Consider the following 26,238-nt stretch of genomic DNA (forward strand, 5'->3'; position numbering starts at 1 on the left):
CGCAGTGTCGAATCACCCTAACGGGTGGGTTCCCGCCGCAGCGAGCGCCTGGCGGAAACAGGGCGGCCCGCCGACCCTGTCGGGGGATGAGGCCATACTGACTGGCGTGTATTCGGGCATCGGTGACCATGGCGAGCGGGCGGCGTTCGTGGACGCGCGCGCGCTGATCGGGTGCCGGCACCGGCTTTTCCTGGACGCCACCCATCCGGGCGTGTTGACCGGAGTCGCCGAGGACGCCGGCGTGCAGCAGCGACGAGAAGCGGCGGCCGCGCACAGATCTCAGGTGCGTGACACCCTGGTCGCCGCGGCGCCCGAGAGCTGGACGGTGATCGATCCCAAGCAGCCCGCGACCGCGCGGGCGGCCGCCACCATGGCCGCCATGGCCGCGGGCGCCGACCGCATCTGGGGCGGGCTGCTACCGCAGGAGGCCGACACCGGCCGTCGCGGCGGCTGCGAAATCCTGTGGCGTGACAGCGATCGCGGCGGATACCGCCCGGTCATCGTGGTGAACCACAAGGTGACCGACCCCCGTCAGCCCGACCCGGCCGATCACCACCCGCTGACCAGCGGCCTGTACGAGTGGAATCCCCAGGAGGACAGGCACGTCCGCACCCGGCCGCAGCCGCGCGACCTCCAGCGCCTCGCGCACCTGTACCGCATGCTGCAGCGGCACGGCCTGGCCAGCCCGGCGCTGACCGGCGGCGCCATCGGCTACCACTTCGACCGCATCCTGGTGCACGACCTGGCCCTGCTGCTGGACGACTACGACATCCGCTACGCCGACCGCATCGCGGTGGTGCGCGGCGAACTCCCCACCATCCCTTCGAAAGTCCCCGAATGCCGCCAGTGCCCGTGGTGGAGCCGGGCCCCCGAGGAGGGCGGCCGCAGCTGTGAGCAGTGGCTGGTCGAGCATCGCGACGTGAGCCTGGTGGCCCCGGGTTCGCGCGCGGAGGTGCTGCGCCGCCACGGCGTCGAGACCATCGACGAGCTGGCCGCCTGGAGCGGCGACGATCCGGACGACTGGCAGTACGAGCCGTTCACCGAGGCCGTGGTCACCGCCCGCGCCTGGGCGACGGGCGCGCCGCTGGTCCGCCGGGTGGACCGGGTGCGGGTGACCCGCGCCGACGTCGAGGTGGACGTGGACCTGGAGAGCTTCCAGGAGCACGGCGCCTACCTGTGGGGCACCCTGCTCGACGGTGTGTACCGCCCGTTCGTCACCTGGGATCCGCTGCCCACCGAGGACGAGGGCCGCTCCTTCGCGGAGTTCTGGACCTGGCTGATGGGCGTGCGCGCGCAAGCCGCCGCCGACGGTAAATCCTTTGCCGCCTACTGCTATTCGCGCACCGCCGAGGACAAGTGGCTCTACGAGTCGGCGCGCCGGTTCGCGGGCCGCCCCGGCATCCCCACCGAGCGGGAGGTGCAGCGGTTCGTGGACGGGCCGCAGTGGGTGGACATGTTCCAGGCGGTGTCGGAGCAGTTCATCTGCCCGAACGGCAAGGGTCTCAAGAAGATCGCGCCGGTCGCGGGCTTCCACTGGCGTGACGCGGAGGCCGGCGGCGAGGCGTCGATGGCCTGGTACCGCCTGGCCGTCGCCTACGACGGCGGCGAACCGGACCTGTCGCAGCGCACCCGCATCTTCGAGTACAACGAGGACGACTGCCGCGCGACCCAGGTGCTGCGGGACTGGATGACAGACCGCGCGGACGCCGAGGTTCCCGCCATCGCCGACTTCGACCGTCGTAATATCGCGTCGTGACCGAACACGTCGAACACCTGGAGTTTCAGGCCGAGACCCATCAGCTGCTGGAGCTGATGATCCACTCGGTGTATTCGAACAAGGACACCTTCCTGCGGGAGTTGGTCTCCAATGCCTCCGACGCGCTGGACAAGCTGCGCCTGGAGACCTTCCGCGACAAGGACCTGCACGCCGACACCTCGGATCTGCACATCGAGCTCGAGGTCGACCGCGACAACCGCGTGCTCACCGTGCGCGACAACGGCATCGGAATGTCCCGAGCCGAGGTGGTGGACCTGATCGGCACCCTCGCCAAGTCGGGCACCGCCGCGCTACGCCAGCAGCTGCTGGAGGCCAAGGCCGGCGACCAGCAGGCCGAGGAGCTGATCGGCCAGTTCGGCATCGGCTTCTACTCGACCTTCATGGTGGCCGACAAGGTCACCCTGACCACCCGCAAGGCGGGCGAAACCACCGGTACCCGTTGGGAATCGGAGGCCGGCAGCCCCACCTACACGATCGAGGAACTCGACACCGCCCCACAGGGCACCTCGGTGTCGCTGCACCTGATGGCGGCCGACGAGGACGATCACCTCTTCGACTACACGCAGGAGTGGAAGCTCCGCGAAATCGTCAAGAAGTACTCGGATTTCATCGCCTGGCCGGTCCGGATGGACGTCGAGCGCACCGTCATGGAGGGCGAGGGCGAGGACAAGGTCGAGAAGACCATCGTCGAGACCCAGACCCTGAACTCCCAGAAGGCGTTGTGGACCCGCCCGCGCAGCGAGGTCACCGACGAGGAGTACACGGAGTTCTACAAGCACGTCGCCCACGCCTGGGACGATCCGCTCGAGATCATCCCGATGAAGGCCGAGGGCACCTTCGAATACCAAGCGCTGCTGTTCATTCCCTCGCACGCGCCGTTCGACCTGTTCACCCGCGAGCACAAACGCGGCGTGCAGCTCTACGTACGCCGGGTGTTCATCATGGACAACTGCGAAGAGCTGATGCCGGAGTATCTGCGCTTCGTCAAGGGCGTGGTCGACGCGCAGGACCTGTCGCTCAATGTGTCCCGCGAGATCCTGCAGCAGGACCGCCAGATCCAGATGATCCGCAAGCGCCTGGTGAAGAAGGTGCTGTCCACGGTCAAGGATCTGAAGAACGCCGAGGACCAGGCCAAGTACCAGGAGTTCTGGCGCGAGTTCGGCCGGGTGCTCAAGGAGGGTCTGCTCTCCGACGCCGACAATCGCGAGACCATCCTGGGCGTCTCGTCGTTCGCGTCCACGCACTCCGACAGCGAGCTGACCACACTGGCCGGGTACGTCGAGCGCATGCCCGAGACCCAGTCGGCGATCTACTACATGACCGGCGAGACCCGGCAGCAGATCGAGAACTCGCCGCACATGGAGGCGCTGCGGGCCAGGGGCCTCGAGGTGCTGGTGCTGACCGACCCGGTCGACGAGATGTGGGTCGGCTCGGTCACCGAGTTCGAGGGCAAGCCGATCGTCTCCATCGCCAAGGGCGAGGTCGACCTGGAGACCGAGGACGAGAAGAAGGCCTCCGAGCAGCTGCGCGAACAGCAGGAGAAGGACTTCTCCGGCGTGCTCGGCTGGCTCCAGCAGACCCTGGACGCGGACGTCAAGGAGGTGCGCCTGACCAACCGGCTCACCACCTTCCCGGCCTGCATCGTCGGCGATGTGTTCGATTTCACTCCGATGCTGGAACGCATGTACCGCGCCTCCGGCCAGGAGCTGCCGCACAGCAAGCGCATCCTGGAACTGAACCCGGACCACGCTCTGGTGACGGGTCTGCGCGACGCGTACGCGAAGGTGTCCGGCGACGAGGACAAGCCGCTCGCCCTCACCGAGACGGCCGAATTGCTCTACGGCACGGCGGTTCTCGCCGAGGGCGGGGAGCTGAAGGACCCGGCGCACTTCGCCCGGATCCTCGCCGATCGCCTCACCCGCACGCTCTGACCTGGCGCGTCGGATCGGGTCGTGCCGGCGTCGCCGGCACGTTCCCGATCCATAGCGAGCGGGAATCGGTCATGCTCAGCCGGTCCCCGGTGTGACGGTGCACATGTCTCGGCGAATTTCGGGAACTAGTGGCGAGGGCGTACGTTGTATGTCTTGGTCGTAAGTTTTTCGTGTTCGTGTTTCAACATGCTCGCGCGGAACAGTGTGCGGGCGTTGCTTCACCTTGCCAGTCAAGTTGCAAGCCGCCTTCTGATCGACCCGGGTGCCGCAGCCGCGGCGCCCACGCATTAAAAGAAACACCTCGTCAGGAGAAGGTAATGGTTCAGGGCACCGTCAAGTGGTTCAACGCGGAGAAGGGCTACGGCTTCATCGCCCGCGAGGACGGCCCCGACGTTTTCGTCCACTACTCGGAGATCGAGGGCAACGGCTACCGTCAGCTCGAGGAGGGCCAGGCGGTCTCGTTCGAGATCACCGAGGGCAAGAAGGGCCCCCAGGCGGCCGCTGTTCGCCCGCACTAAGGCAGGCTCTCCCGCCTCCCCGAGACTGTAGCGCCCGGCTGAAAGCCGTGGGCCGCACTGCATGCGGGCTGGCGGTTGGGTGCCGAGCCGATTTTGGGGGTACCCCCGGAGTTACCCGGAACCTTCCGAGATCAGTTCTCGCGGACTCGATAACAAGATTCAAGGCCCCGCACTGAATTCAGTGCGGGGCCTTGGTCTTTCGCACAATCAGCGCGGGGCCATACGCAGGGCGCCGTCCATGCGGATGGTCTCGCCGTTCAGGTAGTCGTGCTCGGTGATGTACTGCGCGAGCTGCGCGTACTCGTCCGGGCGGCCCAGGCGGGACGGGAACGGAACGCCGGACTCGAGGCCCTTGCGGTACTCCTCGGTGACACCGGCGAGCATCGGGGTGTCGATGATGCCGGGCGCGATGGTGTTCACGCGGATGCCGAACTGCGCGAGGTCACGCGCGGCGGGGATGGTCATGCCGGCGACGCCGCCCTTGGAGGCGGAGTAGGCGATCTGCCCGATCTGGCCCTCGAAGGCCGCGACCGAGGCGGTGTTGATGATGACGCCGCGCGAGCCGTACTCGTCGACCGGCTCGGTCTTGGCGATGGCGTCGGCGGCCAGGCGCATGACGTTGAAGGAGCCGAGCAGGTTCACGGTGATGACCGTGCGGAACAGCTCGAGGTCGTGCGGGCCGTTCTTGGACAGGATGCGTCCCGCCCAGCCCACACCGGCGCAGTTGACGACAATGCGCAGCGGCACACCGGATTCCACGACCTTGGCGACCGCGGCGGCCACCTCGTCACCGCTGGTGACGTCGGTCGGGATGAGGGTGACGCCGGCCGGCACGCTGTCACCCGCACGCTCGATGGACTGAGCCAGATCCAGGCCGAACACGGTCGCGCCCGCATCGGCGAAACGCTTGGCGGTGGCCGCACCCAGACCGGACGCACCTCCGGTGACAATGGCGGCGGAGCCCGAAATCTCCACGGTTTGGTCCTCTCGACAAGGGACGGCCCTCTCGCTGGCCATCCGTCAATATCTAATTTGCCCTACGCTCCGCTCCGGGCAAGCCGCGGGGTGGAGAGAGGCGGTCGCGGCCCCCGAAGTCTCGATTCTTCCCTCCTTCGCTCCTCCGCTTCGCTCCCCCGCGCCGTCAGTCCAGAATCGAGACGGGCCGCGAACCCTCAGCTTTACGAACATGAGTGTTCGTCTAAGTGGTAGCTTCGCATATATGAACGCCAGCACGGTCGGTCATCGCCGTGGTTTCCGCCGCCGGATCCCGCGCGTGGCCGGTAAACGCATCCTGATCACGGGCGCGGCCCGCGGCATCGGGGCCGCTCTCGCCCGTCAGTTGCACGCGCACGGGGCGCACGTCGCACTGCTCGGCATCGAGGAGACGCTGCTGGCCCAGGTCGCGAGCGAATGCGGCGACGCGCCCTGGCGATACTGCGACATCGGCGACCCGGCCCAGGTGGAACGGGTGGTGAACTCGCTGACCGCCGAACTGGGCGGCCTGGACGCGGTGGTGTGCAACGCGGGCATCGCCCGGCAACTGTCCCTGCTCGGCGGCGACCCGACCGTGCTCGAGGAGACCCTCGCCGTCAATGTGCTGGGCGTCTACTACACGATGCGCGCGGCCGGACCGCACATCGCGCACCGGGGCGGGTACATCCTGATCGTCTCCTCGCTGGCCGCCGCCATCCATCTACCCCTGGCGGGGGCGTACAGCGCCTCCAAGGCCGCGGTCGAGGCGCTCGGCGACACCCTGCGCATCGAATTGCGGCACACCGGGGCCAAAGTGGGCATGGCCTATTTCGCCGAACTCGACACCGAGATGACCAGCCGCGGCTTCGGCACCGAGGCCGCCCGCAGCATTCTGGGCCGGTCCACCGTCTCCGGCGTGGCTCCGCTGGGCCCGGCCATCGACGCCTGTGAGCGGGCGCTGGCCCGCCGTTCCCGCCACATCGTCTCGCCGTATTGGGTGAGCATGGCACTGTGGTGCCGTCCGCTCACCCAGCACCTGATCGACTTCTCGCTGCGCCGGGGTGTAGCGAGTGGACTGGCCATCGCCGATACGGAACCAACGGGGTTCACGACCGAGCAACCGGCCCGGCCCCGCAGAATGAGAAAGCTCGCCTGAACGACCGAGGCCACCTGGAGTCCCGCGTATGACCGAATCGGCAACCCGCCAACTTCCCCGCGGCCGGCACGGCCTGTCCCGGGAGCATGTGGTGGCCGCCCAGCGCGACCGCATCCTGGCCGCCATGGCCGAGGCGATGGCCGAGAACGGTTATGTCGGAACGCCGGTGGCCGCGGTCATCAAGCGCGCGGGGGTTTCCCGTGAAACCTTCTACGAGCAATTCCGTTCCAAGGAGGACTGTTTCGAGGCCGCCTATGAGCGGGCCACGGAGCTCATGCTGACCGGCATCCTGGCGGCCACCGGCGCCGAGTTCGACGGGGAGACCCGCACCGAGCGGATGGAACGGCTGCTCGGCGCGTACCTGGAGGCGCTGGCCGCGCAACCGGCTTACGCCCGGGTTTTCCTCGTCGAGGTGTATGCCGCGGGCCCGGACGCCATCGCGCGCCGCACCCACCTGCAGGAAACCTTCGCAGCCATGGTCGCCGACGTGCTGGGCGCCGAGACCGAGTCGCAGCGTTTCGCCTGTCAGACCCTGGTCGCGGCGCTGAGCTCGATGGTCACCGCGCGCATCGCGGTCGGCGACCCGGACGGGCTGCGCGAATTGCGTGCGCCGCTACTGGACCTCGTGCGGCGCAGCGGGGATCTGTTCGGCGACAACGTGCTCGGCGACTGAACCGGCCGGGGTCCCGGCGCGGCGGCGCAGCGCCGGCAGCACGCCGCCGGCGAGGGCGGGCAGCGCCAGCGACAGCAGCGCGGCCAGCGGGGTGCCCAGTCCATGCGCGAAGGCCTCGAGCAGGGTGAGCGCACCGAAGTACAGGAACAACAGGCCCGAGCAGACCGCGATGATCCGCTCCGGGATGTGCTTGCCGACGGTCACGCCGATCGCGATGGCCAGCGCGCCCGCGGCCACCATGCCCGCGACCGAACCGATCCACACGGCGACCCAGTTGTTGTTGGTGGCCAGTGCCATGGTGGCGAACATGGTGCGGTCGCCGAGTTCGGCGAGCAGGAAGGCCGACAGCACGACCAGGAACGCGGACCGGGACCTGACCTGCGGCGCGACCTCGTCATCGGAGGCGTCCGAGGAGCTCGTCAGGGTCTCGCGCAGGGTCCAGAGACCGACGCCGATCAGGGTGGCGGCGGCGAACAGCGAGATGACGCCGGTCGGCAGGGCCGCACCGAGGAAGTGGCCGACGCCGACCGCGATCAGATTCACCAGCACGCTGGCGACGGTGATGCCGGACAGCACGGTCCACCAGTGGTAGCGCAGCGCGAAGGTCAGCGCCATGAGTTGAGATTTATCGCCCAGTTCGGCGAGGAACAGCACGCCGAAACTCAGCAATATCGTGGCGATCATGAAGTCAGCTCCCAGGTCTCCGGCCTGTCGGCTGAATGCGGGGGCGCTTCAGCCGACACCGCACCGGTAAATCGGTTTGGTTCTTGTCGGCCGAAGGTCTCGCCCACCGGAAGATTCCGGTCCACGCGCCGGATCCCGGGGGATCAGTATGTCGACGACGTGATTGGGGGCTACTCCCCTTCGCTCGGGCGCAACTTTACTCCGGCAAACCGGGCGCATGCAAACCACTGTCGTCCAAATCGCAATGCGCACAATAAGTTTGGCGATGCTGCCGGAAGGTTTCGGGTTCCCTTACGCGGCCAGCAGCATAGCCAGAACCGCGGTGTCGGGATCACTGATCGGATCCACCCCGACCCGCGAAACCATCGAGGTCACCGCGCCATCGGAATCCGTTTCGACCCAGGCGGCGCGGTGTTCCAGCCCCAGATGCGGCAGGCCCGGTAGCAGCAGGCAGCCCGAGGCCGCGCCGGAGCACTCGGGCAGCGAGGGTCGCGTTTCGCGCGGCGGATGCAACATGATCAAGGCCGGTGGCACATGTCCGGCAAACCTGCCGGGCTGCAACGCTTCGTCCCCGAGGACGGGCCCTTCCGCGATCACCAGCCCCACCATGGCGGGATCCGGGTCGTCCGGCAGCTCTTCGCGCGCCCCGAAGACCGTCGACGTGGGCAGCAGGCCCGGGAGCCCGGCCACCCGCACGGCCAGGACCAGCAGTTGCGCCCATTCCTTGGTGGAGTCGGGCCAGCGTCCGGAGATCACGAATCCTTGCAGCGAACCATGGGCCTGGAAGGGCATGACGCCGATCTGACCACTCATGATGTGCCTCCCGAACTTCCCAGGGGGCGGCTGTGCCCGGTGTTGCCAGTGGGAACACCAGGTTGTACCCGAAGCTAACTGGCACACAAGTACCAAAGAGTGCTAGCACCCGGCCCCCTGAAATGCCGAAAGGCCCGCGAACCGACCGGTTCGCGGGCCTCCGCAAGCAAGAGGGGCGTCAGCCGAAGATCAGGCCCTTGCCCTGGGAAACCGCCTTGGAGTAGCGGTCCTGGATCTCCGCCCAGTTGACGACGTTCCAGAACGCCTTCACGTAGTCGGCCTTGACGTTCTTGTACTGCAGGTAGAAGGCGTGCTCCCACATGTCCAGACCGAGCAGCGGGATGATGCCGAGCGGCACGTTGCCCTGCTGGTCGGTGAGCTGGAAGGTGAGCAGCTTGTTGCCCAGGGTGTCGTAGCCCAGCCAGGCCCAACCGGAGCCCTGCAGGCCGTTGGCCGCGGCGGAGAACTGCGCGACGAACTTGTCGAAGGAGCCGAACTCCTCGTCGATGGCCGAGGCCAGGTCGCCGACCGGCTTGTCGCCGCCGTCCTTGGACAGGCTCTTCCACCAGATGGTGTGGTTCACATGGCCACCGAGGTGGAACGCGAGGTTCTTCTCGTTGAGGAAGATGGCGGCGTGGTCGTCCTTGGCCCGCGCCTCTTCCAGCTTCTCGAGGGCAGCGTTGACGCCCGCGACGTAGGCGGCGTGGTGCTTGGTGTGGTGGATCTCGTTGATCTGCCCGGAGATGAAGGGCTCCAGGGCGCTGTAGTCGTAATCGAGTTCTGGCAACGTGTAAACAGCCACGATGTCCCTTTCCGTGTCGGGGCCGCGTGCCCTCGGCATGATCCGAGGCGCACCCAACCATCATTCGTACACCCGCTCGTTCGCAACCGGGCTGCGTGCCCCCGCATTCCGGCCCAGATATATATCCCACACGTCCCGTAGCCTGGAGTCATGTCGTGGTACGACGAGTTCGTCGGTCGCTTGCGACTGCCGGAGCCGACCATGGTGACTCCCGGGCAAGCCCTGCCCGGGCGTGCCGAACCGCTGGTCGTGCCCGGCAAGCACTGTGTCAGCGGGCATTCCTTCAAACCCCCTTTCCCGGCGGGCACGCAACTCGCGGTGCTGGCCATGGGCTGTTTCTGGGGCGCTGAGCAGGGGTTCTGGGGATTGGAGGGCGTGTACTGCACGGCCGTGGGCTACGCGGGCGGCTTCACCCCGAACCCGACCTACGAGGAAACCTGTTCGGGCCGTACCGGTCACACCGAATCGGTGCTGGTGGTCTTCGATCCGCAGGTGATCGACTACGCCGCGATCCTGCGGCGGTTCTGGGAGCACCACGATCCGACCCAGACCATGCGGCAGGGCAATGATCGTGGCACCCAATACCGTTCGGCCGTCTTCACCTTCGACGACGAGCAGGCGCGGACGGCCGCGGCGTCGCGGGCCGACTATCAGGAACGCTTGTCGGCGGCCGGGTTCGGGGAGATCACCACCGAGATCGCCCCGCTCCCGGACCTTTCCGCGTTCTTCTACGCCGAGGGCTATCACCAGCAGTATCTGGCGAAGAACCCCGGCGGGTACTGCCCCGATCACGCGACCGGGGTGACCGCCGCCTAGAGCGCCGGGACCACGTCCGGCCGCTGGGTGCGCGGGTCGCCCGCGTCGTGGGCCTGCCACCAGCGCACGCCACCGGCGATGAACTCCGGCAACGGGATCGGGTTGCCCTGCTTGTCGGTGACCTCGGCGGCGTCGAACCACACGCGGATGTCGAGTTCGCGCGGGTCGACGCCCTCTTCCTGGCAGAACTCCATCAGGTGGGCGCCGGGTTCGTCACGCAGCACCGTGTCGAAGCTGAGCAGCTTGCGCCACTGGCTCCAGGAGCTGTCGCTGAGGTCGAGGAAGTCCCACCCGTGCAGCGCGCCGCCGCCGAAGCTGTTCACGGCGTCGTGCAGGCCGTCGACGGTGAGCGGGAGCACAACCGGCTCGAGGTCGTCCCAGCGCTGGCGGCGCAGGGAGGCGGCGATCCGGCTGACGCCGAGGAGGTTGAGGTAGATGTCGCAGTCGGCCGGTGGCGGGCCGTCCGCGGGGAGGGTCAAGACGTCCAATTCCAGCCTCAGCGTGGCCGCCGCCGGATCGACGTCGATGCCGAGGCAGGTCGCCTCCGACAGCGCGAGGTTCAGTCCTTTGATATCCAGGCCGCCGAGTAGCCCCCTGCTCACAGTCATAGCGCCAGGCTACCGATCTTGCCCGGCTGGACCGAGGATTTCCGGCTTTATCTAGTTATGTCGTGTTTTCCGGTGCGAATGGAACCGCGGGCCGACCTGCGGCGTCAGACTGGATGAGGCCCTCTGAGACAGGCCTTCGGGTCGGCCGCTCCGGAACGGGGAGGGGACTTCCGGATCGGCCGACCCGGACGAATCAGTCGTCTATCAACCTGTGGATCAGGTTGTGGATTATGTGGATAACTCCCGAAACCAACCCTGTGCAGGTACGGAACTCCACAGCTCCCGCGCGCGCGTGGCAGGATCGAAACCGTGACGAACCCCCACGTGCCCTCGGTGCCTATCGATGAGGTGCCCGCGGAATTCGACGCCGCGGACGGATGGGGCTCCGCCGCGCCCGCCCCGGCCCAGCTCCTCGACGTCCGCGAGGACGACGAGTGGCAGCTCGGCCGCGCGCCCGGCGCCATCCACATCCCCATGACCGACGTCCCCGCCCGGCTCGACGACCTGGACATCGACGCCGAGATCTACGTGATCTGCCGGCAGGGCGGCCGGTCCATCGCGGTGGTGGAGTTCCTGAACCAGATCGGTTACGAGGCGATCAATGTCTCCGGTGGCATGGTGGCCTGGCAGCAGACCGGCCGTCCGCTCACCGGCGACGGTCCCGAGGCGAAGATCTACTAGGCGCGGAGAGGTGGAGCGATGAACGGGGGACAGGTGGGCCGATCGCGATCCGCCGTCGTACAGCCGTGCGCCCGCTGCGGCGCCCGCTGGGCGGTCCAGGGCAAGCCGCTGCATTGGTGCCCGCGCTGCCACGGCGTGCTGCTGTCACCGGCCCCGGTGGACGCGCCCGCTGACCGCCGCAACTACCGCTGGGTGGCCCGCCCGCCGGGCCGCAGATCACCTGCTGCCCAGCCCCTCCGGCGCTCGGGTTCGACGGAGACGCCGCGCTATCAGCAGATTCCGCGCTGGGGATTACACGACCGGCCCGCGGCCGAAGCTCCCGAGCCGCACCGCCCGCTGGCCGCCTGGACCGACCGGTTGGACCGGTTGCTCATCACGACCGCGGCCGTCTTCGTGGTGGCGGCCCTGGCCGAATTGGGTCGCTACGGGATCCTGTTGCGCAATCGCACCCGCCTCATCCAGCCCTGGCTGCTGTGGATCTCCGATGCGGCCGTGACCGTGTCGGCGATCCTGGCGCTGGCGCTGGCCCTGCTGTCGGCGGTGGCGCTGGTCGGCTGGCTCGCCGAGACCCGCCGCGCCGCGTACGCGAATGTGGGCGAGTCGGATTCGCGGTCGCTGCTGTCGCTGGTGCTCGGCTGTGTGGTGCCGGTCGCGAACCTGATCTGGCCGGGCATCTTCCTGACCGAGGCGGCCCAGCGCACCGGCGACGGTGATCCGCGGCTGCTGCGCGCGGTCCGGATCTGGTGGGCCGCTTGGCTGTCGAACGCGGTGCTGGTGCTGGTGGCGCTGGGCTACCGATTGGCGGATTCGCTGCAGGTGCAGGCCGACGGCGTGCTGGTGGCGATGTGGACGGATCTGGCCGCGGCCGGTGTCGCGGTGGCCTCGCTGGGCCTGGTGCGCGCGTTCGCGGGCCTGGACCTGCAGGGTCGTCCGAAGACGCCGCGCCGCTGGCTGATCGCGACCGGCCCGGCGCGCCCGGTGATCGAGCCCGTGCGGCGCGCGCCCGCGGCCCCGGTCGGGGATGATGCTGTGGTCGGGGATGAGGCCGCCGCCGGGGACGCTGCGCAGGCAGCTCCGGACGCGGAGCAACAGGAGGTAGTGGCGAAGTGAGCCGGGCCAGTCGCGCGCCGTTCGTGGTGGCGCACCGGGGGGCGTCCGCGGCGCGACCCGAACACACCCTCGCCGCCTACGATCTCGCCCTGCAGGAGGGCGCCGACGGCGTCGAATGCGATATCCGCCTGACCCGTGACGGACACCTGGTCTGCGTGCACGACCGCACGGTGGACCGCACCTCGACCGGGATCGGCGCGGTCAGCGAGATGACGCTCGCGGAGCTGAAGGCCCTGAACTTCGGCACCGTCGCGGAACCGGAGGGCGTGCTCACCCTGCGCGAGCTCATCGAGCTGGTGCTGGACTGGAAGAGCCGTCCCACCAAGCTGTTCATCGAGACCAAGCACCCGGTCCGGTACGGCGCGCTGGTCGAGACCACCCTGCTGAACGAGCTGAACCACTACGGCATCGGCGCGCCCGCCTCCGCGGATCACTCACGCGCCGTGGTCATGTCGTTCGCCGCGACCGCGGTCTGGCGCATCCGCCGCGCGGCCCCGCTGTTGCCGACGGTGCTGCTGGGCGAGTCCTCGCTGTACCTGTCCGGCGGCGCGGCGCACACGGTCGGCGCGACCGCCATCGGCCCGTCGGTCCGCACCCTGCGCGAGCACCCGGATCTGGTCGACAAGGCCGCCGCCGCGGGCCGCGCCACCTACGTCTGGACCTGCGACGACCCCGAGGACATCCAGCTCTGCGCCGACCTCGGCGTGGACTGGGTGGCCACCAATCACCCCGCCCGCACCAAGGCCGTGCTCACCACCGCATAACCCTCGCCCTTGCAAGGCGCATTACCCAAGGTTCGCGGCCGTCCCGATTCTGGACTGACGGAGCGGGGGAGCGAAGCGGAGGAGCGGAGGAGGGAAGAATCGGGACCAGGGGCCGCGAACCCTGCCCGGAGCGGAGCGTAGGGCCAAAGACACAGTAGGTTTGCCAACCATGGGTAAGAGCAAGCGCAACAGTCCCAAGCCGGACTCCAATCGGGCGCAGAAGCTGGCCGCCCGCCGTGCCGAACAGGAGGCGGCGGCGTCGGCCGTGACGCGGCCCTTCGCGGGCTTGGCCGCGGAATGCGATCTGGTCGCGCTACGGGAGTTCGTGCCGTCGGCGACCGCGACCTTGAAGCTGGCGCCGAGCGTCGGCGCGGAGCGTGAGGTCACCCTCGCCACCGTGCTGCCGGGTGCGGTCGCCGCGCTGGTGCGGGCCGGTGACGAGCCGGTCGGTTTCGTTGGCACGCAGGTGCAGTTCCAGTCCGCCGATCCCGCCGCGGATCTGGCCGCCGCCATCCTGTGGACCCAGTCCGCCACCCCCGGCGACTCGCTCGCCTCCGCCAGCGTCGGCGGCGCCCCGCTGACCGAGGTGCTGGATTCCGGTGCGGCCCTGGACCTCACGGTGCACCAGGACTTCAACTGGTGGGTGCCCGCGGGTGTCACCCCGGACCCGCAGGTGGCCGCCACCATCGAGCAGGCCAACCGGGCCATCATGCCGTCGGCTCGCCTGGAGCTGGGCGCGGACGCGACCGGCGCGGCCTGGTGGGTCGACGCCGGCGAGAAGGCACACATCCGCTGGGTGCGCCCCGAGGACGAGGACCAGCTGATGCTGGCCCTGGCCCGCCTGCACGCCGCCGGTGATCTGCATCTGGGCGAGGGTTCGCGGTTCGCGGGCTCGTTCCGCACCCATGGCCTGCTGGTGCCGGTCTTCGACCTGGACCGTGAGCGTCACGCGAGCGAATGGGAAGCTCCCGCACGCGAATTCGGCGCGAAGCTGGCGGCCGCGCTGAAGTCGGACGCCCCGCTGACCTCCGACGAGCGTCGTTCCCGCGACGGCCTGCGTTCGCGTCAGGTCACCTTGCGCTGACCGTCCGCGGATTTCCGCGCGATACGGCAACAGGCCCGGTCCGAAGCGTCGGACCGGGCCTGTGTCGTCTATCCACCGGACGGAGCCGAATCATGTTCGGCCCCACGGGTTATTGCCGTGATTCGCTGGTTACAGCGAGCCACCCGCGGCGTGCGGCGCGCCGGACGCGTCCTTCGGGCTGCTCATTTCCCGCTGCACGAAGTTCTCCAGGTCGAACAGATTCGCGCTGGCCCGCTCGGCGACGGTGAGCAGGGTCTTCATGGTGGCGACTTCCTCGACCTGCTCCTTGAGGAACCACTGCATGAACTGTTCGCCCTGGTAGTCGCCCTCTTCGCGGGCGGTCTTGGCGAGCTGGACGATCTGGTCGGTGACCGACTGCTCCTGCGCGACGGCGAGCGCGATCGGCTCCTTGGCGTTCGCGAAATGCGAAGTGGCGGAATCGACCCCGGGCATCTCGACACTGATGTCCTGGTCGATCAGGTACTGCGCGATCATCATCGCGTGATTGCGCTCTTCCACGGCCTGCTTGTAGAAATACTTGGCCAGGACCGGAAGATCGGCATTGTCGAACCACAATGCCACCGCGATGTACTGGTGCTCGGCATTGAATTCGTTGCGGATCTGATCCTGCAGCAGGGCCTGGAACTTGCTGCGCTTGGTCTGGGTTCGGGTGGACATGCGGAGAACATTAATCCTGGTAAAACCGCGTGTCATCCAAGTGCAGCCTTATTGAGCACAGCCTTATTGAGGCAAGTATTGCCTAAATCGAACTAACTTCCGACCGTGGTGATCAGGTCCGCCGGGATCTGCTGATCCTTGGCCAGCGCGTCGAAGAACGCACTCGCCTTGGTCTTGTCCCAGAGCAGCACATTGCCGCTGCCGGAGACATTCTCGAAGCCGCCGACCGGCACCGTCGTGGTGATCGGATCGCTGCTCAGCGCATTGCCCAGGCCCGCCAGATTCCATATGTGCGCACCGTCGTCGACTTTCAACGCCGAGGTGAGATCCCTTACCAGCGGCCAGGATCGGAACGGATTGGCCAGCGTGGCCGGGCTGGACGCCTTCTTCAACAGCGCGCTGAGGAATTTGCGCTGATTCAGCATGCGATCCAGATCGGCGCGCGGCGTGGCGCGGGAACGGACGAAACCCAGTGCGTTCGGGCCACTCAGGGTCTGGCAGCCCGCCGGCAGATCGATACCCGCCAAGGGGTCCTTCATCGGCTCGTCCAGGCACATATCGATGCCGCCGACCGCGTCCACGATATTGGCGAAGCCGCCGAATCCGATCTGCACGTAGTGGTCGATGTGCACACCGGTCGCGCCTTCGACGGTGCGGGCCAGCAATTTCGCGCCGCCCACCGAGAAAGCGGCATTGAGCTTGTCCTTGCCGACGCCCGGGATGTTCACATACGAGTCGCGCGGCAGGCTGACGAGGGTGGGCCGCCCGGATTTGGGGATGTGGACCAGGATCACGGTGTCGGTGCGTTCCCCCTCCACATCGGACCCGGTGGACAACTCGTCCTCCTGCGCCTGGGAGAGCCCGGCGCGGCTGTCTGATCCGACCAGAAGCCAATTCGTCCCGGGCGTGTCGCCGACCCGTCCGGAATAGTCCGCGAGCGCGTCGATCCGGGTCAGGTGGGTGTCGACGTAAATGGCCGCGGCGATGGGCAGCACGAGCAGCACCACCAGCAGCGACAGAATCCAGCGGAACCAGTGCCGTTTGCGGCGCGGCCGGGCCCCGCGCGGGGGACGCCCGTCGTCGCCGCGGCGCTTGCCGGGCAGTGGCGGCGGGGGAGTGCGGGGCGGGTCCTCGTGGAAGGGGGCCGGCTGCTGGGTGGGCGCGTGTCCCATGGGCGTCGCGGTCCGGGCGGGCATCCGATCACCCTGCGGCGGAACCCGATTCCCCCGGGGTGGCACGCGATTGCCCGGCGGCGGCATCCGGTTCCCGGGCGGTCGCTGTCGCGGGTCCGGGTTCCGGGGCGGCGGCACCTGCGAATACGCCAGGCCCTGACCGGATTCATCGCGTCGGATCACCTGGGTTGGTTCTACCCGCGGCCCGCCATCGTTAACGGGCGGGTCGTAGTTCCGCGCCCGCTCGGGCATGGGCTGCCGTGGAGCCGAAGGCCGCTGTGGTTGCCCGGGATTCGCCATCGGGCGCTGCGGGTGTGCCGGGCGCTCCCCCGGGCGTCCCGGCGGCGGCTCCCGGCGCATCCGTGCAAAGTGCTGGGGGTCGTCGCCGTTCATTACTGGAAACAGTACCGACCGCGCCCGCGCCGCGCCGCTTTCCGGGCGGATTCACGGCAGCCAGGAGACATGTCCGCGCAGGAAGGCGTACCCGAGGTAGGCGATGGTGTCGATGAGGGCGTGTGCGAGCAGCAGCGGCCACAGCCGGTTGGTGCGCTGCCAGTAGCGCCCGAAGATCAACCCCATCACCAGGTTTCCGAGCCCGCCGCCGAGACCCTGGTACAGGTGGTAGCTGCCGCGCAGTAGCGCCGACGCCAGCAGGGACCGGTTCTCGGTCCAGCCGAGCGCCCGCAGCCGGGTGATGAGATAGGCCACAACGAGCACTTCCTCGGCCGCGGAATTGGCCCAGGCGGCCAGTACCAGCATGGGCAGTCGCCACCAGTGTTCGAGTGAACTGGGGACGATGGTCACACTCACGCCGAGGGCGTGTGCCGCCAGATACAGCCCCAGTCCGGGTATCCCGATCACCGCGGTGAGCAGCAGTCCGGGCAGCACGTCCGCGCGCCAGCGCAGTGACCGCGCCAGTCCGATGGCCCGCGGCGCGATCCCGCTGCGCCACAACAGATATATCCCCAGGGCCGCCCACCCGAGCAGCCGCGCCACGCTCAACAGCTGGAACAGCAGGTCGATGGCCGATTGGGTGGCGCGCGAGGGATTGAGCGCCACCGTCTGCCCGCCGACCCCGCCGGGGGAGAGGGCGCTCTCCAGCAGTGACAGTGCCGCGTTGGCCCCGCTCAGTCCGAAGGTGACGACCAGCACCACCGTGATCTCGAGTGTGATCGCCCGGCGCCCCTGCTCGGACGACTCGGGGGCGGGCCAGACGGGCGCGGGATCAGCCGAAACCATGCCGCCAATCTAGGCGCGGCGGCGTCAGATCCGGTGCATCCCGCCGTGGAAGGGGTTGCCCGCCAAGGCGTGTACCGCGCGGCTGAGCGATTCGATGTCGTCGGCGGGGGCCTCGAAGGGGATGCGGACGTCGTGGTCGGCCTCGATGGCCTCGACGCGCAGGGTGACGCCGTATCGGTCGATGGCCAGCGGGTGGATGAGCGCGCCGCGGCGCAGCGCGTGCGGGAGGCGGCGGGCCAGCCGGTCCACCACGTCGGGGTGGTCGGCCTGAAGGTGTTGCAGCCAACCGGCTTCCAGCGCGCAGAACGGGTCGGGCCGGGCGTCGCGGAGTTGTTCGCGGTCGACCGAGGCGGCCCCGGAGGTGTCGGCCACCACGGCGGAGTCGATGACCAGCCGCAGCAGGGTGGCGGTGTGGCCGATGTCGAGTAGGTCGGGGTGCGGGTGGTCGGCGGCGATCGCCCCGGCGAGGGCGCGTTGGGAGTGCGCGGGCACCGCGTGGGCCCAGCCACGCAGCCAGACCAGGGCGCGGACGCGTTCGCGCAGGGCCAGTGGCGCCTGGTCGGTGAGTTCGAGCACCGCCGGGGAGCCGTTCACGCCGCAGCCGTGCACGAGTCCGGCGGCGGTGGAGTTCATCGGCACCGCCATCACCATGTCGCCGCACTGCCGCAGCAGGTGCACGGAGGTGGGCACGGGGTCGAGGCCGGGTAGGGCCAGGACCGCGTGTTCGGCGTGCGCGCAGGCGCTGTGCACGCGTTCGGCGGTTGTGGGCGCGACGACCTGGGCCGCGTGCGTCATGGACACCTCCGGGGGTGAATTAGGTAAACCTAAGCTAAGTGACGCACGTCGCTCGCGCAAGACGTTCCCCCGCCGGCCGGGACCGCGCCGTCCCGCCGCACACCCTCGGGGTCGAGGTCAGGTGGCCTGCCGGGGCCATTACCGTGGGAGCGTGCCGCACGATTCATCGCACGCGCCCGAACCGGTCGCGCTGAGCCTGTCCGTCCCGCCGCGCCCGGCGCGCGGGCTCACCGAGGACCTGGTCCGCCCGATCACCGCCGCCCCGGGCGTCGAGGTCCTGGACCTCACCCTCGACGACGAGGCGGTCTCGGAATTCCTGGTGCGAATCGTGCACGGCGACACCGGTTTCGTGGCCCGCACCGACTCCGGCGAGCGCGCCCTGGCCGCTGTCGCCGCGACCGTGGCCGCCCTCTGCGGCGAGGACATCCGCACCGCACTGACCGCCCCCGACACCGCGTTCCTGACGGGCCTGCAGCCGCCCGCCGTCGAGGCCTTCCGTGATGTTCTGCTCGCCATCGAGACCGCGGACGCGGTTGCCGTGCGAACCGGATTGGCGGTTCTGGGCGGCTGAATTCGCCCCGCCGCTGGCCTCCGCCCGGCCCTCCTGGCGTCCGGGCCTGCGGTTTTTATGGCGACACCGAGGATTTCGCCGAAAGTTACCCGGGAGCCGGGCAAAGCGGGGGGTGACCGCGCGCACGCAAGTAATGTCGTAACCGTGCCGCGTATCGCCTACTTCGGGCCGTCGGGAACCTTCACCGAGATGGCCCTCGCCAAACTCGAGTCCACCGGAGCCTTCGATGGACCGGTCGAGCGCATCCCCGCCCCGAGTCAGGGCGCTGCCGTCGAACTGGTGCGCGCCGGCAAGGCGGCGGGCGCGGTGGTGCCGATCGAGAGCTCGGTGGAGGGTTCGATCGCACCCACGCTGGACGCGCTGGCCGTCGGTCCGCGATTACAGATCCTCGCCGAGACCGATCTGGATGTGGCGTTCACGATCGTGGGCCGCCCGGGCATCGCGCTCGACCAGGTCCGCCGCATCGCCGCCTATCCGGTCGCGGCCGCGCAGGTGCGGATGTGGCTGGCCGTGAACATGCCGCTGGCCGAGATGTACACCTCGGCATCGAACGCCGCGGCCGCCGAGGACGTGGTGGCCGGGCACGCCGAGGCCGCGGTCTCCACCGCGCTGGCGGGTGAGCGCCTGGGGCTGACCACCCTCGCCGACGGGGTCGCCGACGTCGAACGCGCCGTCACCCGCTTCGTGCTGGTCGCGCCGCCGCAACCGGCCCCGCGACGGACGGGTGCGGATCGCACCTCGATCGTGCTGGAGCTGGCCAACGAACCGGGTTCGCTGATGCGGGCGTTCGCCGAGTTCGCCACCCGCGGTATCGATCTCACCCGCATCGAGTCCCGGCCGACGCGCACCGGCATGGGGACCTATCGCTTCTACCTGGACTGTGTCGGACACATCGACGACACCGCTGTCGCCGAGGCCCTGAAGGCATTGCACCGCACCGCCGCCCGGATCCGGTTCCTCGGTTCCTGGCCCGCCACCGCGGCCACCGGCACCCCGCCGCCACCGGACGCGCCCGCCGCGGCCTGGCTGGCTGATCTGAAGAAGGGGGTGGCCGACCTGTGAGCGGCAAACTCATCCTGGTCCGCCACGGCGAGACCGAAGGCAATGTGGGCAAGATTCTCGACACCCGGCTGCCCGGGCTGCCGCTCACCGAACGCGGTGTGGCCCAGGCGAAGACCTTCGGCGCGAACCTGATCGCGCCGCCGCAACAGCTGTTCTCGTCGCAGGCGCTGCGGGCCCGCCAGACCGGCGGCTACATCGAGTCGGCCACCGGCGTCGCGCTCAACGTGCTCGACGACCTGCAGGAAGTGCAGCTCGGCGACCTGGAGGGCCAGACCAGCCGGGACGCGCATCTGGAATTCCAGAAGGTCTATCACGCCTGGCATTTCGGTGATCTGAGCGTGCGGATCCCGGGCGGCGAATCCGGCGAGGACGTGCTCGCCCGCTACCTGCCCGCACTGCGGCGACTACGCGACGACTACCTGACCAGGCCCGGCGCCGGCGATGTCATCGTGGTCAGCCACGGCGCGGCCATGCGCCTGGTGTCGCGTGAACTCACCGGGGTGCCACGGCTTTTCGCCGCGAACAATCATCTCGACAACACCGAGACCATCGAGTTGCAGCCGTTCGAGGACGACCGCTGGGAGTGCACCCGCTGGGGCCGCCATCCCGCGCCGTTCACCGGCGCGTTCGCCGCCACCGGCGACGACCCGATGGGCTAGGAACCGAATTCGGTACGCAGCGGCAGGGATTCGGCGAGATCCCGCAATGCCGTGCGCAGCCGGGCGGGGGTGCCGCTCGCGAAGGACGTCCACTTGGTCCCGTCCTCGGCGGTGGTGGTGATGGCGAGGAACCGACCGTGACGGGTGTCGTACACGGCGAGGTGGTTCCCGGCGACCTCGCGCACGCCGTCGCCGTAGCGCACGCCGACGATCTCCGCGTGCGCATGCACCCGCACCAGCGCCGCTGCGATGGCCTGCGCGTCCCGCGCCGGATCGCACACCGTGCTCAGGCGGGCTGCCGTGGTGGCGGAGTCGCCCGCGTCGTCGAAGATCGGCACCAGATCCTCGGTGGGCGCGTGCATTCCGGCCAGTTCCAGCGGATCGGCCGGGCCGAGCGCGGCCAGCACGGTGCCGGGGAGATCGTGGCTCGCCTCGTCGACGACGTAGGATCCGGGGCCGCGCAGCGCGACCACGTCGACGTCGTCGCCCCTGGCGATACACAGCCGATTGACCTGGCCCTCGACGTACCAGCGCAACGCCAGCACCCAGTGCGGCCGGTGGAGCACCCGCAGCCGTTCGGCCAATTCCGGATGGACCCGATGGTCCTCGGCGGCCGGATCACCCTCGAGCAGTTCACGTTCGGCGAGTGCGTCCGCCGCCGCGGCCATGGCGGCATCGCGGTCGGCGGCATGGTCGTAGCGCCCCAGGGCATTCAGCACCACGGGCAGCTCGTCGATACCCGATGTCTCCTGGAGATACCGCATTTCGTCGAGGGACAGTGTGACCGAGCCCAGCGGCGACGGCCCGCGGCCCGCGCCGAGGACGGTCACCGATGCGCCCGGGCAGCGACACTCGCGTGGATGGCCGCAGGCGCGACCGCCGTGTCCCCGCCGCAGACCGCGTCGCCACCGATGACCGCGGGCGCGACCACCCGCCCGTCCGTGAACACCTCGACCGAGCGGCCGTAGTCGTGGCCGCGGCGCGTCTCGATTTCGTCGCCGCCGTGCTGCCCGAGCACTGAGCCGGTCCCGGTGGAACGGACCAGTGCGGTCGACGCGGGTGTCCCGGCCACACCCCTCGGATCGGCGGCCGGCGCGGCCGGTGCCGTTGCGCCACTGGGGTTTCCGAGGCCACCGGGTCCGTCGAGGCCGGGTCCCCAGCCCTCGGGCAGACGCAGGGTACCCGCGCCGTTGCCGATACTCACCGATCCGCCGCCGGTGTAGGACACGGCCTGCGTGGACAGCGCCGCCCCGCCGACTCCGGTGGTCGCGACCCCTGTGGCCGCCGCGCCCGCCGGTGCCGGCGTCCCGTATCCCGGCTGTGTCAGGGCGTTGGCTGCGGCCGTGATCGCCGTGCTCGCAACGCTTCCCGCACTCGTGACACCGCCGGTGGTGAACGCGTCCCCACCGGCGTCGGCCGACCCCGCGCCCACCGCGATGGGCGGCGGCATCAGGAATTGGCCGGGTGTGGCGACCATCGAACTCGTCGCCGCCTCATAGGTTTCCATGACCAGCGCGGCCCGGATGTCGAGCGCCAGCTTGGCGGCCTCGGCGGCTTCGGCCGCGCCATCGAGTGCGCCGCCGGACGAGTACGCGGCCACCCGCGCGGTCTCCACCAGCGCGATCTCCGGCAGGCTCGGCATGGCGATGGAGGCCACGGTGTAGGCGGTGGCATGGGCGCCGGCCTTGCCCGCCATCACGCCTGCCATGACCGCCTGCTGTTCGGCCCAGACGGTGAACCGGCCGAGCCGGGCCAGCACGGCAAGCCCGTTGACGCCCTCGAGCCCGACCCCGATCTCGGCCATCACCCGCGCCACCGTCGTGGTGGCGTCCACCCAGGCGGCGGAGAGGCCGCCCCAGGCGCCGCCCGCGGCCGCGATCGGAATCGCGTGCGCCCCGGTGTTGAGTGAGAGGGAGTTGATCTCGGCCATGCGGGGCAGCCAGCACACCCCGGTGATCCCCAATGTCATGCGTTTCTTCCCTTACACCCGGATCGCCGCGAGAGCGGCCGCCCGCATGGCGTCGTGGGCCAGGTACTGGGCCAGCTGGCCGCGCAGGGTGGCGGCGGCGTGGTGCAGTTCGAGAATGCCCTGGGCGAGGGACCGGTCGTGGGTCAGCGCGGCGGTGTTGAAATGCGCGGCGGCCAGGAAGGACACCTCTTCGGTGCCGGAGGGGAGCACGTGGGTCGCCGGCGCGGTCGCGCTCGCGGCGGCGACCAGGCGTTCGGCGAGCAGATCGAGTTCCAGGGCGGCCGCGAGGATCACCTCGGGCTGCACGAGCACATGGCCAACCATGATCGGGCCCCTCTCTACGTTCTATCCCCGGTTATGAGGATTGGACGCAGAGGTTCGCCGGTCGGTTCCCCCGGATCAGCCCCATCCCAGCTGATGGAGGCGCTCGTCGTCGATCCCGAAATAGTGCGCTATCTCGTGAATCACCGTGATCGCCACCTCTTCGACCACCTCGTCTTCGCTGCCGCACATCTCGAGGATGGCGTCGCGATAGATGGTGATGGTGTCCGGCAGGGCGCCCCCGTAGTGGCTGAAGTCCCGATCGGTGAGGGCGATGCCGTGGTAGAGACCGAGCAGGTGGTGGTCCTCGTCACTGCGCGCTTCGATGAGGACCACCACATTGTCGATCGCCCGGGCCAGCTCCGGCGGAATCAGGTCGAGCGCGTCGCCGACCAGCTCCTCGAAGCGGTCGTCGGACATCGAGACGGGCATGACTGCGTTGTCCCCCGGAACTAGCGAGGCTGGGGGATGACCGGCGGCACCGCGCCGGGCAGCGGCGGCGGGGTGTAGCGGCCGTTGTTGGGCGGCGGCACCGGGGCCTGACCGTCGATCTGGATGTCGCCCTTGGCCGATCCGGTGATGGCCGCGAAGCCCTCCTGGTCCGCGCCCTTGCCGACCAGGCAGTTGAGGCTGCGGCTGCCGGCCACCCAGCTGCGGGTGTCGAGCGCGTCCCAGAACAGGGTGAGGGTCTTGTTGCGCAGCGCGTCGGGGGAGCCGAGGTAGTCGGTGGCGTCCTTGGCGCACTGGTCTTCCATGTACTTGTCCTGCTCGTCCTTCGACGGCGGGCCGCCGTTGAAGTGGGTGGCCAGGTCCACGGTGGAGACGATCTCGAAGGCGTGCGGCTGGCTGCAGTCGACCGGGTCGGTGGGCAGGTTCGACTTGATGCCGATGCAGGTGCCCACGTCGTAGACCTTGGACTGGTTGATGTCGCGCACGCTGCCGGTGATGGGCTTGGTCGCCAGGCCCTGGCTGCCGGAGACCTGCAGGCCGCAGCGCAGCGTGCGCTCGCCCGCCTTCCAGCCCGCCTCACCCGGATTGATCAGGCCGACGACGAATTTGCCGCGCGGGTCGAGCCGACCGCCGAGGTACTCCTGGGCGGCGGACACGCAGTGCTCGTCGCGCAGTTCGGAGAAGCGCAGCGAGTCCGGGAAGCGGGAGCCGGGCCCGAACTCCTTGCCCGGGTACTTGCTCAGGTCGATGTCGGCGGTCACCTCGAACAGGTGCTTGCCGCCGCACTCCACCTTGGACAGGTCGCTGGCATTGGACTTGGTCCAGGTCAGGCAGTCGCCCTCCTTGGCGGTGCCGAAGGCCGCGCCCGCGACCGCGCCGGTGGGCTGCGCGGCCCCCGGTGCGTGCGCCTTCACCCGGTTGGAGTCGAAGCCGTGCGAGACGAACATGGTGATGAGCACGGCGAGCGTGACGCCGACCGCCATGGCCAGCAGCCCCCACCGCACGGTGGATGCCGAGAGCGGACCGTTCTTGTCCAACTGGGCTTCCACCGCGCGGAAGGGCGTCAGCAGTCGATCCGCCGCCGTCGGCTTGCGACGGGACGGCGACCCGGGGCGCTGCGAGGACGGCGCGGACCACTGCGAAGGCGTCTTTTGCTCAGGCATCGCAGCCGAGCTTAATTGCCTCCGCTTCGCTCCGGCCGGTTCGCGGCCCCGCGGTCTCGATTCTTCCCTCCTCCGCTCCTCCGCTCCGTCCGTCCAGAATCGAGACGGCCGCGAACCCGCGGGCGCTGTTTCAGCCCGTGAGCGGGGGCAGGACCGTTAAGACAAGATCAGGTCAGCTGCCTTCTCGCCGATCATGACGGCCGGGGCGTGGGTGTGGCCGCGGGTGATCATCGGCATCACCGAGGTGTCGGCGACGCGCAGGCCCTCGATGCCGCGCACCCGCAGTTGCGGGTCCACCACGCTGGATTCGTCGCGGCTCATCGCGCAGGTGCCGACCGGGTGGTACAGCGTGTGCGAGTGGTCCTCGAGGCAGCGGCGCAGCACCTCGTCCAGCGCGGTGTCGGACGGGACGGCGGGTTGCATGAGTTCGCCGATGTGCTCCTTCAACGAGGGCTGGTTGGCGATTTCGACGCAGGTGCGCAGGCCCGCGAGCAGGGCGGCGCGGTCGGCCGGTTCGGCGCAGTAGCGCGGGTTGATGCGCGGCGCGACGAACGGATCCGGCGAGGTGATGGAGACGCTGCCGATGGATTCCGGCTTGAGCAGCACCGCGGCGAAGGTGAGCGCGTGCCCGTCGGGTTCGCCCAGGCCCTCGGCGATGTAGGGGGCGGGCGCGAAGATGAGTTCCAGGTCGGGCAGGTCGAGGCCCTCGCGGCTGCGCGTGAACCCGTACGCCTCACCGATGTTGGAGGTGAGCTGCCCGCGCCGCAGCACGAAGTAGTTGGCGAGTTCGAGCAGGTTCTTGTCCGCGCCGTAGAGGCTGCCGCCGGTGGTGCGGTAGACGATGGGGGCGGCCAGGTGGTCGCGCAGGCCGCGCCCGACCTCGGGCAGGTGCCGCACCACGGGGATGCCGAGTTCCTGTAGCCGGTCGCCGTCGCCGATGCCGGACAGTTCGAGCAGCTGCGGGCTGTTGATCGCGCCGCCGGACAGGATGACCTCGCGTTTGGCGCTGATCTGCTTGGTCTCGCCGCCGATCCGGAATTCCACGCCGATGGCGCGGGTGCCCTCGAACAGCACCCGGGTGGCGTGCGCGTCGGTGACGACGGTGAGGTTGCGTCCTTGCTGGCGGGCGGGCCGCAGGTAGGCGTCGGCGGTGCTCCAGCGGGCGCCGCGCTTCTGCGTCACCATGGTCTGCGAGAACCCTTGCGGCCGATCGCTGTTGGCGCGTTCAACCGGGTATCCGGCTTCGGCGGCGGCCTGCAGGTAGGCGTGGGTGAGGGCACGGGGGCTGCGCTGGCGGGAGATGTGCAGCGGTCCCTTGCGGCCTTCGCCGGGCTCGCTGGCCTCTTCCACGGATTCGATTCGCTGGAAGTAGGGCAGCACGTTGTCGAAGGACCATTCGGGTCCGGCGTAGCGGGCCCATTCGTCGTAGTCGGCGGCGAAGCCGCGCACCCACATCATGGCGTTCATGGAGGAGGATCCGCCGAGCATCTTGCCGCGTGGCCAGTAGACGCGCCGGTTGCTGAGTTCGGGCTGGGTCTCGGTCCGGTAGTTCCAGTCGTTGTCGCCCTGGAACAGCTGGTTGAACGCCGCGGGGATGTGCGCGAACTTGTCGTTGTCCTCACCGCCGGCCTCCAGGACCACGACGCTGACGCCGGGTCGCTCACTCAGTTTCGCGGCCAGTGCGGCCCCCGCCGATCCGGCACCGACTACGACGAAATCGGCGGTGTGCGGGGTGTATTGGGGCATGGTGACTCCTCGGAAAGACCACGG

At 69.3% G+C, this 26,238-nt stretch carries 28 protein-coding genes; 13 read left to right on the forward strand and 15 right to left on the reverse strand.

The genetic code is table 11. The annotated features are described in order from the left end of the window. Positions 1-106 precede the first annotated feature (106 nt). The 3 genes from ABZ412_RS01625 (at position 107) to ABZ412_RS01635 (ending at position 4,226) form a co-directional block, all read left to right on the forward strand. The gene (locus ABZ412_RS01625; RefSeq protein ID WP_357275015.1) at positions 107-1,756 is read left to right on the forward strand and encodes a TM0106 family RecB-like putative nuclease; all 1,650 of its coding nucleotides are present in this window, start codon (positions 107-109) and stop codon (positions 1,754-1,756) included. Beyond that, a complete protein-coding gene (htpG, locus tag ABZ412_RS01630; RefSeq protein ID WP_357275018.1) occupies positions 1,753-3,708 on the forward strand; it encodes a molecular chaperone HtpG in 1,956 nt (651 codons plus the stop codon). Before ABZ412_RS01625 ends, htpG begins: the two co-directional genes overlap by 4 nt. Before the next feature lie 317 nt (positions 3,709-4,025). Continuing rightward, positions 4,026-4,226 carry a cold shock domain-containing protein gene (locus tag ABZ412_RS01635; protein WP_033085228.1) on the forward strand — a complete coding sequence of 67 codons (201 nt, stop codon included), beginning with the start codon at positions 4,026-4,028 and terminating at the stop codon, positions 4,224-4,226. Positions 4,227-4,433: 207 nt separating this feature from the next. On the opposite strand, the gene ABZ412_RS01640 is transcribed toward ABZ412_RS01635, so the two are convergent. Beyond that, positions 4,434-5,201 carry an SDR family NAD(P)-dependent oxidoreductase gene (locus ABZ412_RS01640; RefSeq protein WP_357275020.1) on the reverse strand — a complete coding sequence of 256 codons (768 nt, stop codon included), beginning with the start codon at positions 5,199-5,201 and terminating at the stop codon, positions 4,434-4,436. Positions 5,202-5,445: 244 nt separating this feature from the next. On the opposite strand from ABZ412_RS01640, the gene ABZ412_RS01645 reads away from it, so the two are divergent. Both ABZ412_RS01645 and ABZ412_RS01650 read left to right on the forward strand, forming a co-directional pair. Then, a complete protein-coding gene (locus tag ABZ412_RS01645; protein WP_357275022.1) occupies positions 5,446-6,354 on the forward strand; it encodes an SDR family NAD(P)-dependent oxidoreductase in 909 nt (302 codons plus the stop codon). 28 nt (positions 6,355-6,382) lie between these two features. Continuing rightward, entirely contained in the window at positions 6,383-7,027 is a 645-nt protein-coding gene (locus tag ABZ412_RS01650; RefSeq protein WP_357275024.1) for a TetR/AcrR family transcriptional regulator, read from the forward strand. Here ABZ412_RS01650 and ABZ412_RS01655 read toward each other — a convergent pair. The 3 genes from ABZ412_RS01655 to ABZ412_RS01665 form a co-directional block, all read right to left on the reverse strand. After that, positions 6,968-7,711: a TMEM165/GDT1 family protein gene (locus tag ABZ412_RS01655; RefSeq protein WP_357275027.1), complete on the reverse strand. Its 744-nt coding sequence runs from the start codon at positions 7,709-7,711 to the stop codon at positions 6,968-6,970. The two genes, ABZ412_RS01650 and ABZ412_RS01655, sit on opposite strands and share 60 nt — an antisense overlap. Before the next feature lie 291 nt (positions 7,712-8,002). Then, on the reverse strand, positions 8,003-8,524 hold the full coding sequence (locus ABZ412_RS01660; RefSeq protein ID WP_357088368.1) for a peptidase: 522 nt from the start codon (positions 8,522-8,524) through the stop codon (positions 8,003-8,005). Positions 8,525-8,702: 178 nt separating this feature from the next. After that, the gene (locus ABZ412_RS01665; RefSeq protein ID WP_357275029.1) at positions 8,703-9,326 is read right to left on the reverse strand and encodes a superoxide dismutase; all 624 of its coding nucleotides are present in this window, start codon (positions 9,324-9,326) and stop codon (positions 8,703-8,705) included. A gap of 150 nt (positions 9,327-9,476) precedes the next feature. Here ABZ412_RS01665 and msrA point away from each other — a divergent pair, with 150 nt between their 5' ends. Next, entirely contained in the window at positions 9,477-10,142 is a 666-nt protein-coding gene (gene msrA / locus ABZ412_RS01670) for a peptide-methionine (S)-S-oxide reductase MsrA (RefSeq protein ID WP_357275033.1), read from the forward strand. Here msrA and ABZ412_RS01675 read toward each other — a convergent pair. After that, entirely contained in the window at positions 10,139-10,750 is a 612-nt protein-coding gene (locus tag ABZ412_RS01675) for a hypothetical protein (RefSeq protein WP_357275035.1), read from the reverse strand. The genes msrA and ABZ412_RS01675 overlap by 4 nt on opposite strands. 348 nt (positions 10,751-11,098) lie before the next feature. Here ABZ412_RS01675 and ABZ412_RS01680 point away from each other — a divergent pair, with 348 nt between their 5' ends. The 4 genes from ABZ412_RS01680 to ABZ412_RS01695 all read left to right on the forward strand — a co-directional run bounded on the left by ABZ412_RS01680 (position 11,099) and on the right by ABZ412_RS01695 (position 14,389). After that, entirely contained in the window at positions 11,099-11,431 is a 333-nt protein-coding gene (locus tag ABZ412_RS01680) for a rhodanese-like domain-containing protein (RefSeq protein ID WP_357275909.1), read from the forward strand. Positions 11,432-11,449: 18 nt separating this feature from the next. Continuing rightward, entirely contained in the window at positions 11,450-12,541 is a 1,092-nt protein-coding gene (locus tag ABZ412_RS01685; protein ID WP_357275037.1) for a DUF4328 domain-containing protein, read from the forward strand. Continuing rightward, positions 12,538-13,305, forward strand: coding sequence for a glycerophosphodiester phosphodiesterase (locus ABZ412_RS01690; RefSeq protein ID WP_357275040.1), 768 nt, complete (start codon positions 12,538-12,540; stop codon positions 13,303-13,305). The genes ABZ412_RS01685 and ABZ412_RS01690 overlap by 4 nt, the downstream gene beginning before the upstream one ends. A 169-nt stretch (positions 13,306-13,474) precedes the next feature. Further along, complete coding sequence (locus tag ABZ412_RS01695) at positions 13,475-14,389, forward strand: DUF5926 family protein (protein ID WP_357275042.1); 915 nt, start codon at positions 13,475-13,477, stop codon at positions 14,387-14,389. A 129-nt stretch (positions 14,390-14,518) separates the two neighbouring features. On the opposite strand, the gene ABZ412_RS01700 is transcribed toward ABZ412_RS01695, so the two are convergent. The 4 genes from ABZ412_RS01700 to ABZ412_RS01715 all read right to left on the reverse strand — a co-directional run bounded on the left by ABZ412_RS01700 (position 14,519) and on the right by ABZ412_RS01715 (position 18,273). Further along, positions 14,519-15,067 carry a ferritin gene (locus ABZ412_RS01700; RefSeq protein WP_357088354.1) on the reverse strand — a complete coding sequence of 183 codons (549 nt, stop codon included), beginning with the start codon at positions 15,065-15,067 and terminating at the stop codon, positions 14,519-14,521. Positions 15,068-15,159: 92 nt separating this feature from the next. After that, positions 15,160-16,263 (reverse strand): LCP family protein, encoded by a 1,104-nt coding sequence (locus ABZ412_RS01705; RefSeq protein ID WP_357275045.1) that lies wholly within the window; start codon positions 16,261-16,263, stop codon positions 15,160-15,162. Between the two features lie 420 nt (positions 16,264-16,683). Next, complete coding sequence (locus ABZ412_RS01710) at positions 16,684-17,478, reverse strand: CPBP family intramembrane glutamic endopeptidase (RefSeq protein WP_357275047.1); 795 nt, start codon at positions 17,476-17,478, stop codon at positions 16,684-16,686. Positions 17,479-17,502: 24 nt separating this feature from the next. Continuing rightward, positions 17,503-18,273 carry a DUF2470 domain-containing protein gene (locus ABZ412_RS01715; RefSeq protein WP_357275049.1) on the reverse strand — a complete coding sequence of 257 codons (771 nt, stop codon included), beginning with the start codon at positions 18,271-18,273 and terminating at the stop codon, positions 17,503-17,505. A 151-nt stretch (positions 18,274-18,424) separates the two neighbouring features. Between ABZ412_RS01715 and ABZ412_RS01720 the strand changes: the two genes are divergently transcribed. The 3 genes from ABZ412_RS01720 (at position 18,425) to ABZ412_RS01730 (ending at position 20,565) form a co-directional block, all read left to right on the forward strand. Next, positions 18,425-18,844, forward strand: a complete 420-nt coding sequence (locus tag ABZ412_RS01720) for a hypothetical protein (protein WP_357275051.1) — start codon at positions 18,425-18,427, stop codon at positions 18,842-18,844. A gap of 144 nt (positions 18,845-18,988) precedes the next feature. Continuing rightward, the gene (pheA, locus tag ABZ412_RS01725) at positions 18,989-19,906 is read left to right on the forward strand and encodes a prephenate dehydratase (RefSeq protein ID WP_357275053.1); all 918 of its coding nucleotides are present in this window, start codon (positions 18,989-18,991) and stop codon (positions 19,904-19,906) included. Beyond that, a complete protein-coding gene (locus ABZ412_RS01730; protein WP_357275056.1) occupies positions 19,903-20,565 on the forward strand; it encodes a histidine phosphatase family protein in 663 nt (220 codons plus the stop codon). The genes pheA and ABZ412_RS01730 overlap by 4 nt, the downstream gene beginning before the upstream one ends. Here the strand turns inward: ABZ412_RS01730 and ABZ412_RS01735 are convergent. The 6 genes from ABZ412_RS01735 to ABZ412_RS01760 all read right to left on the reverse strand — a co-directional run bounded on the left by ABZ412_RS01735 (position 20,562) and on the right by ABZ412_RS01760 (position 26,214). Next, positions 20,562-21,395: an ESX secretion-associated protein EspG gene (locus tag ABZ412_RS01735; protein ID WP_357275058.1), complete on the reverse strand. Its 834-nt coding sequence runs from the start codon at positions 21,393-21,395 to the stop codon at positions 20,562-20,564. The genes ABZ412_RS01730 and ABZ412_RS01735 overlap by 4 nt on opposite strands. Next, positions 21,392-22,534, reverse strand: coding sequence for a PPE domain-containing protein (locus ABZ412_RS01740; protein WP_357275060.1), 1,143 nt, complete (start codon positions 22,532-22,534; stop codon positions 21,392-21,394). Before ABZ412_RS01740 ends, ABZ412_RS01735 begins: the two co-directional genes overlap by 4 nt. Before the next feature lie 12 nt (positions 22,535-22,546). Continuing rightward, positions 22,547-22,858, reverse strand: coding sequence for a PE family protein (locus tag ABZ412_RS01745; RefSeq protein ID WP_357275062.1), 312 nt, complete (start codon positions 22,856-22,858; stop codon positions 22,547-22,549). A gap of 75 nt (positions 22,859-22,933) precedes the next feature. Beyond that, positions 22,934-23,287, reverse strand: coding sequence for a metallopeptidase family protein (locus tag ABZ412_RS01750; protein WP_357275064.1), 354 nt, complete (start codon positions 23,285-23,287; stop codon positions 22,934-22,936). Positions 23,288-23,307: 20 nt separating this feature from the next. Beyond that, entirely contained in the window at positions 23,308-24,468 is a 1,161-nt protein-coding gene (locus ABZ412_RS01755) for a septum formation family protein (protein ID WP_357275067.1), read from the reverse strand. A 156-nt stretch (positions 24,469-24,624) separates the two neighbouring features. Beyond that, positions 24,625-26,214, reverse strand: coding sequence for a GMC family oxidoreductase N-terminal domain-containing protein (locus tag ABZ412_RS01760; RefSeq protein ID WP_357275069.1), 1,590 nt, complete (start codon positions 26,212-26,214; stop codon positions 24,625-24,627). Between the last annotated feature and the right edge of the window lie 24 nt (positions 26,215-26,238).

The organism is Nocardia sp. NPDC005746 (assembly GCF_040630785.1).
Classification (GTDB): Bacteria; Actinomycetota; Actinomycetes; order Mycobacteriales; family Mycobacteriaceae; genus Nocardia.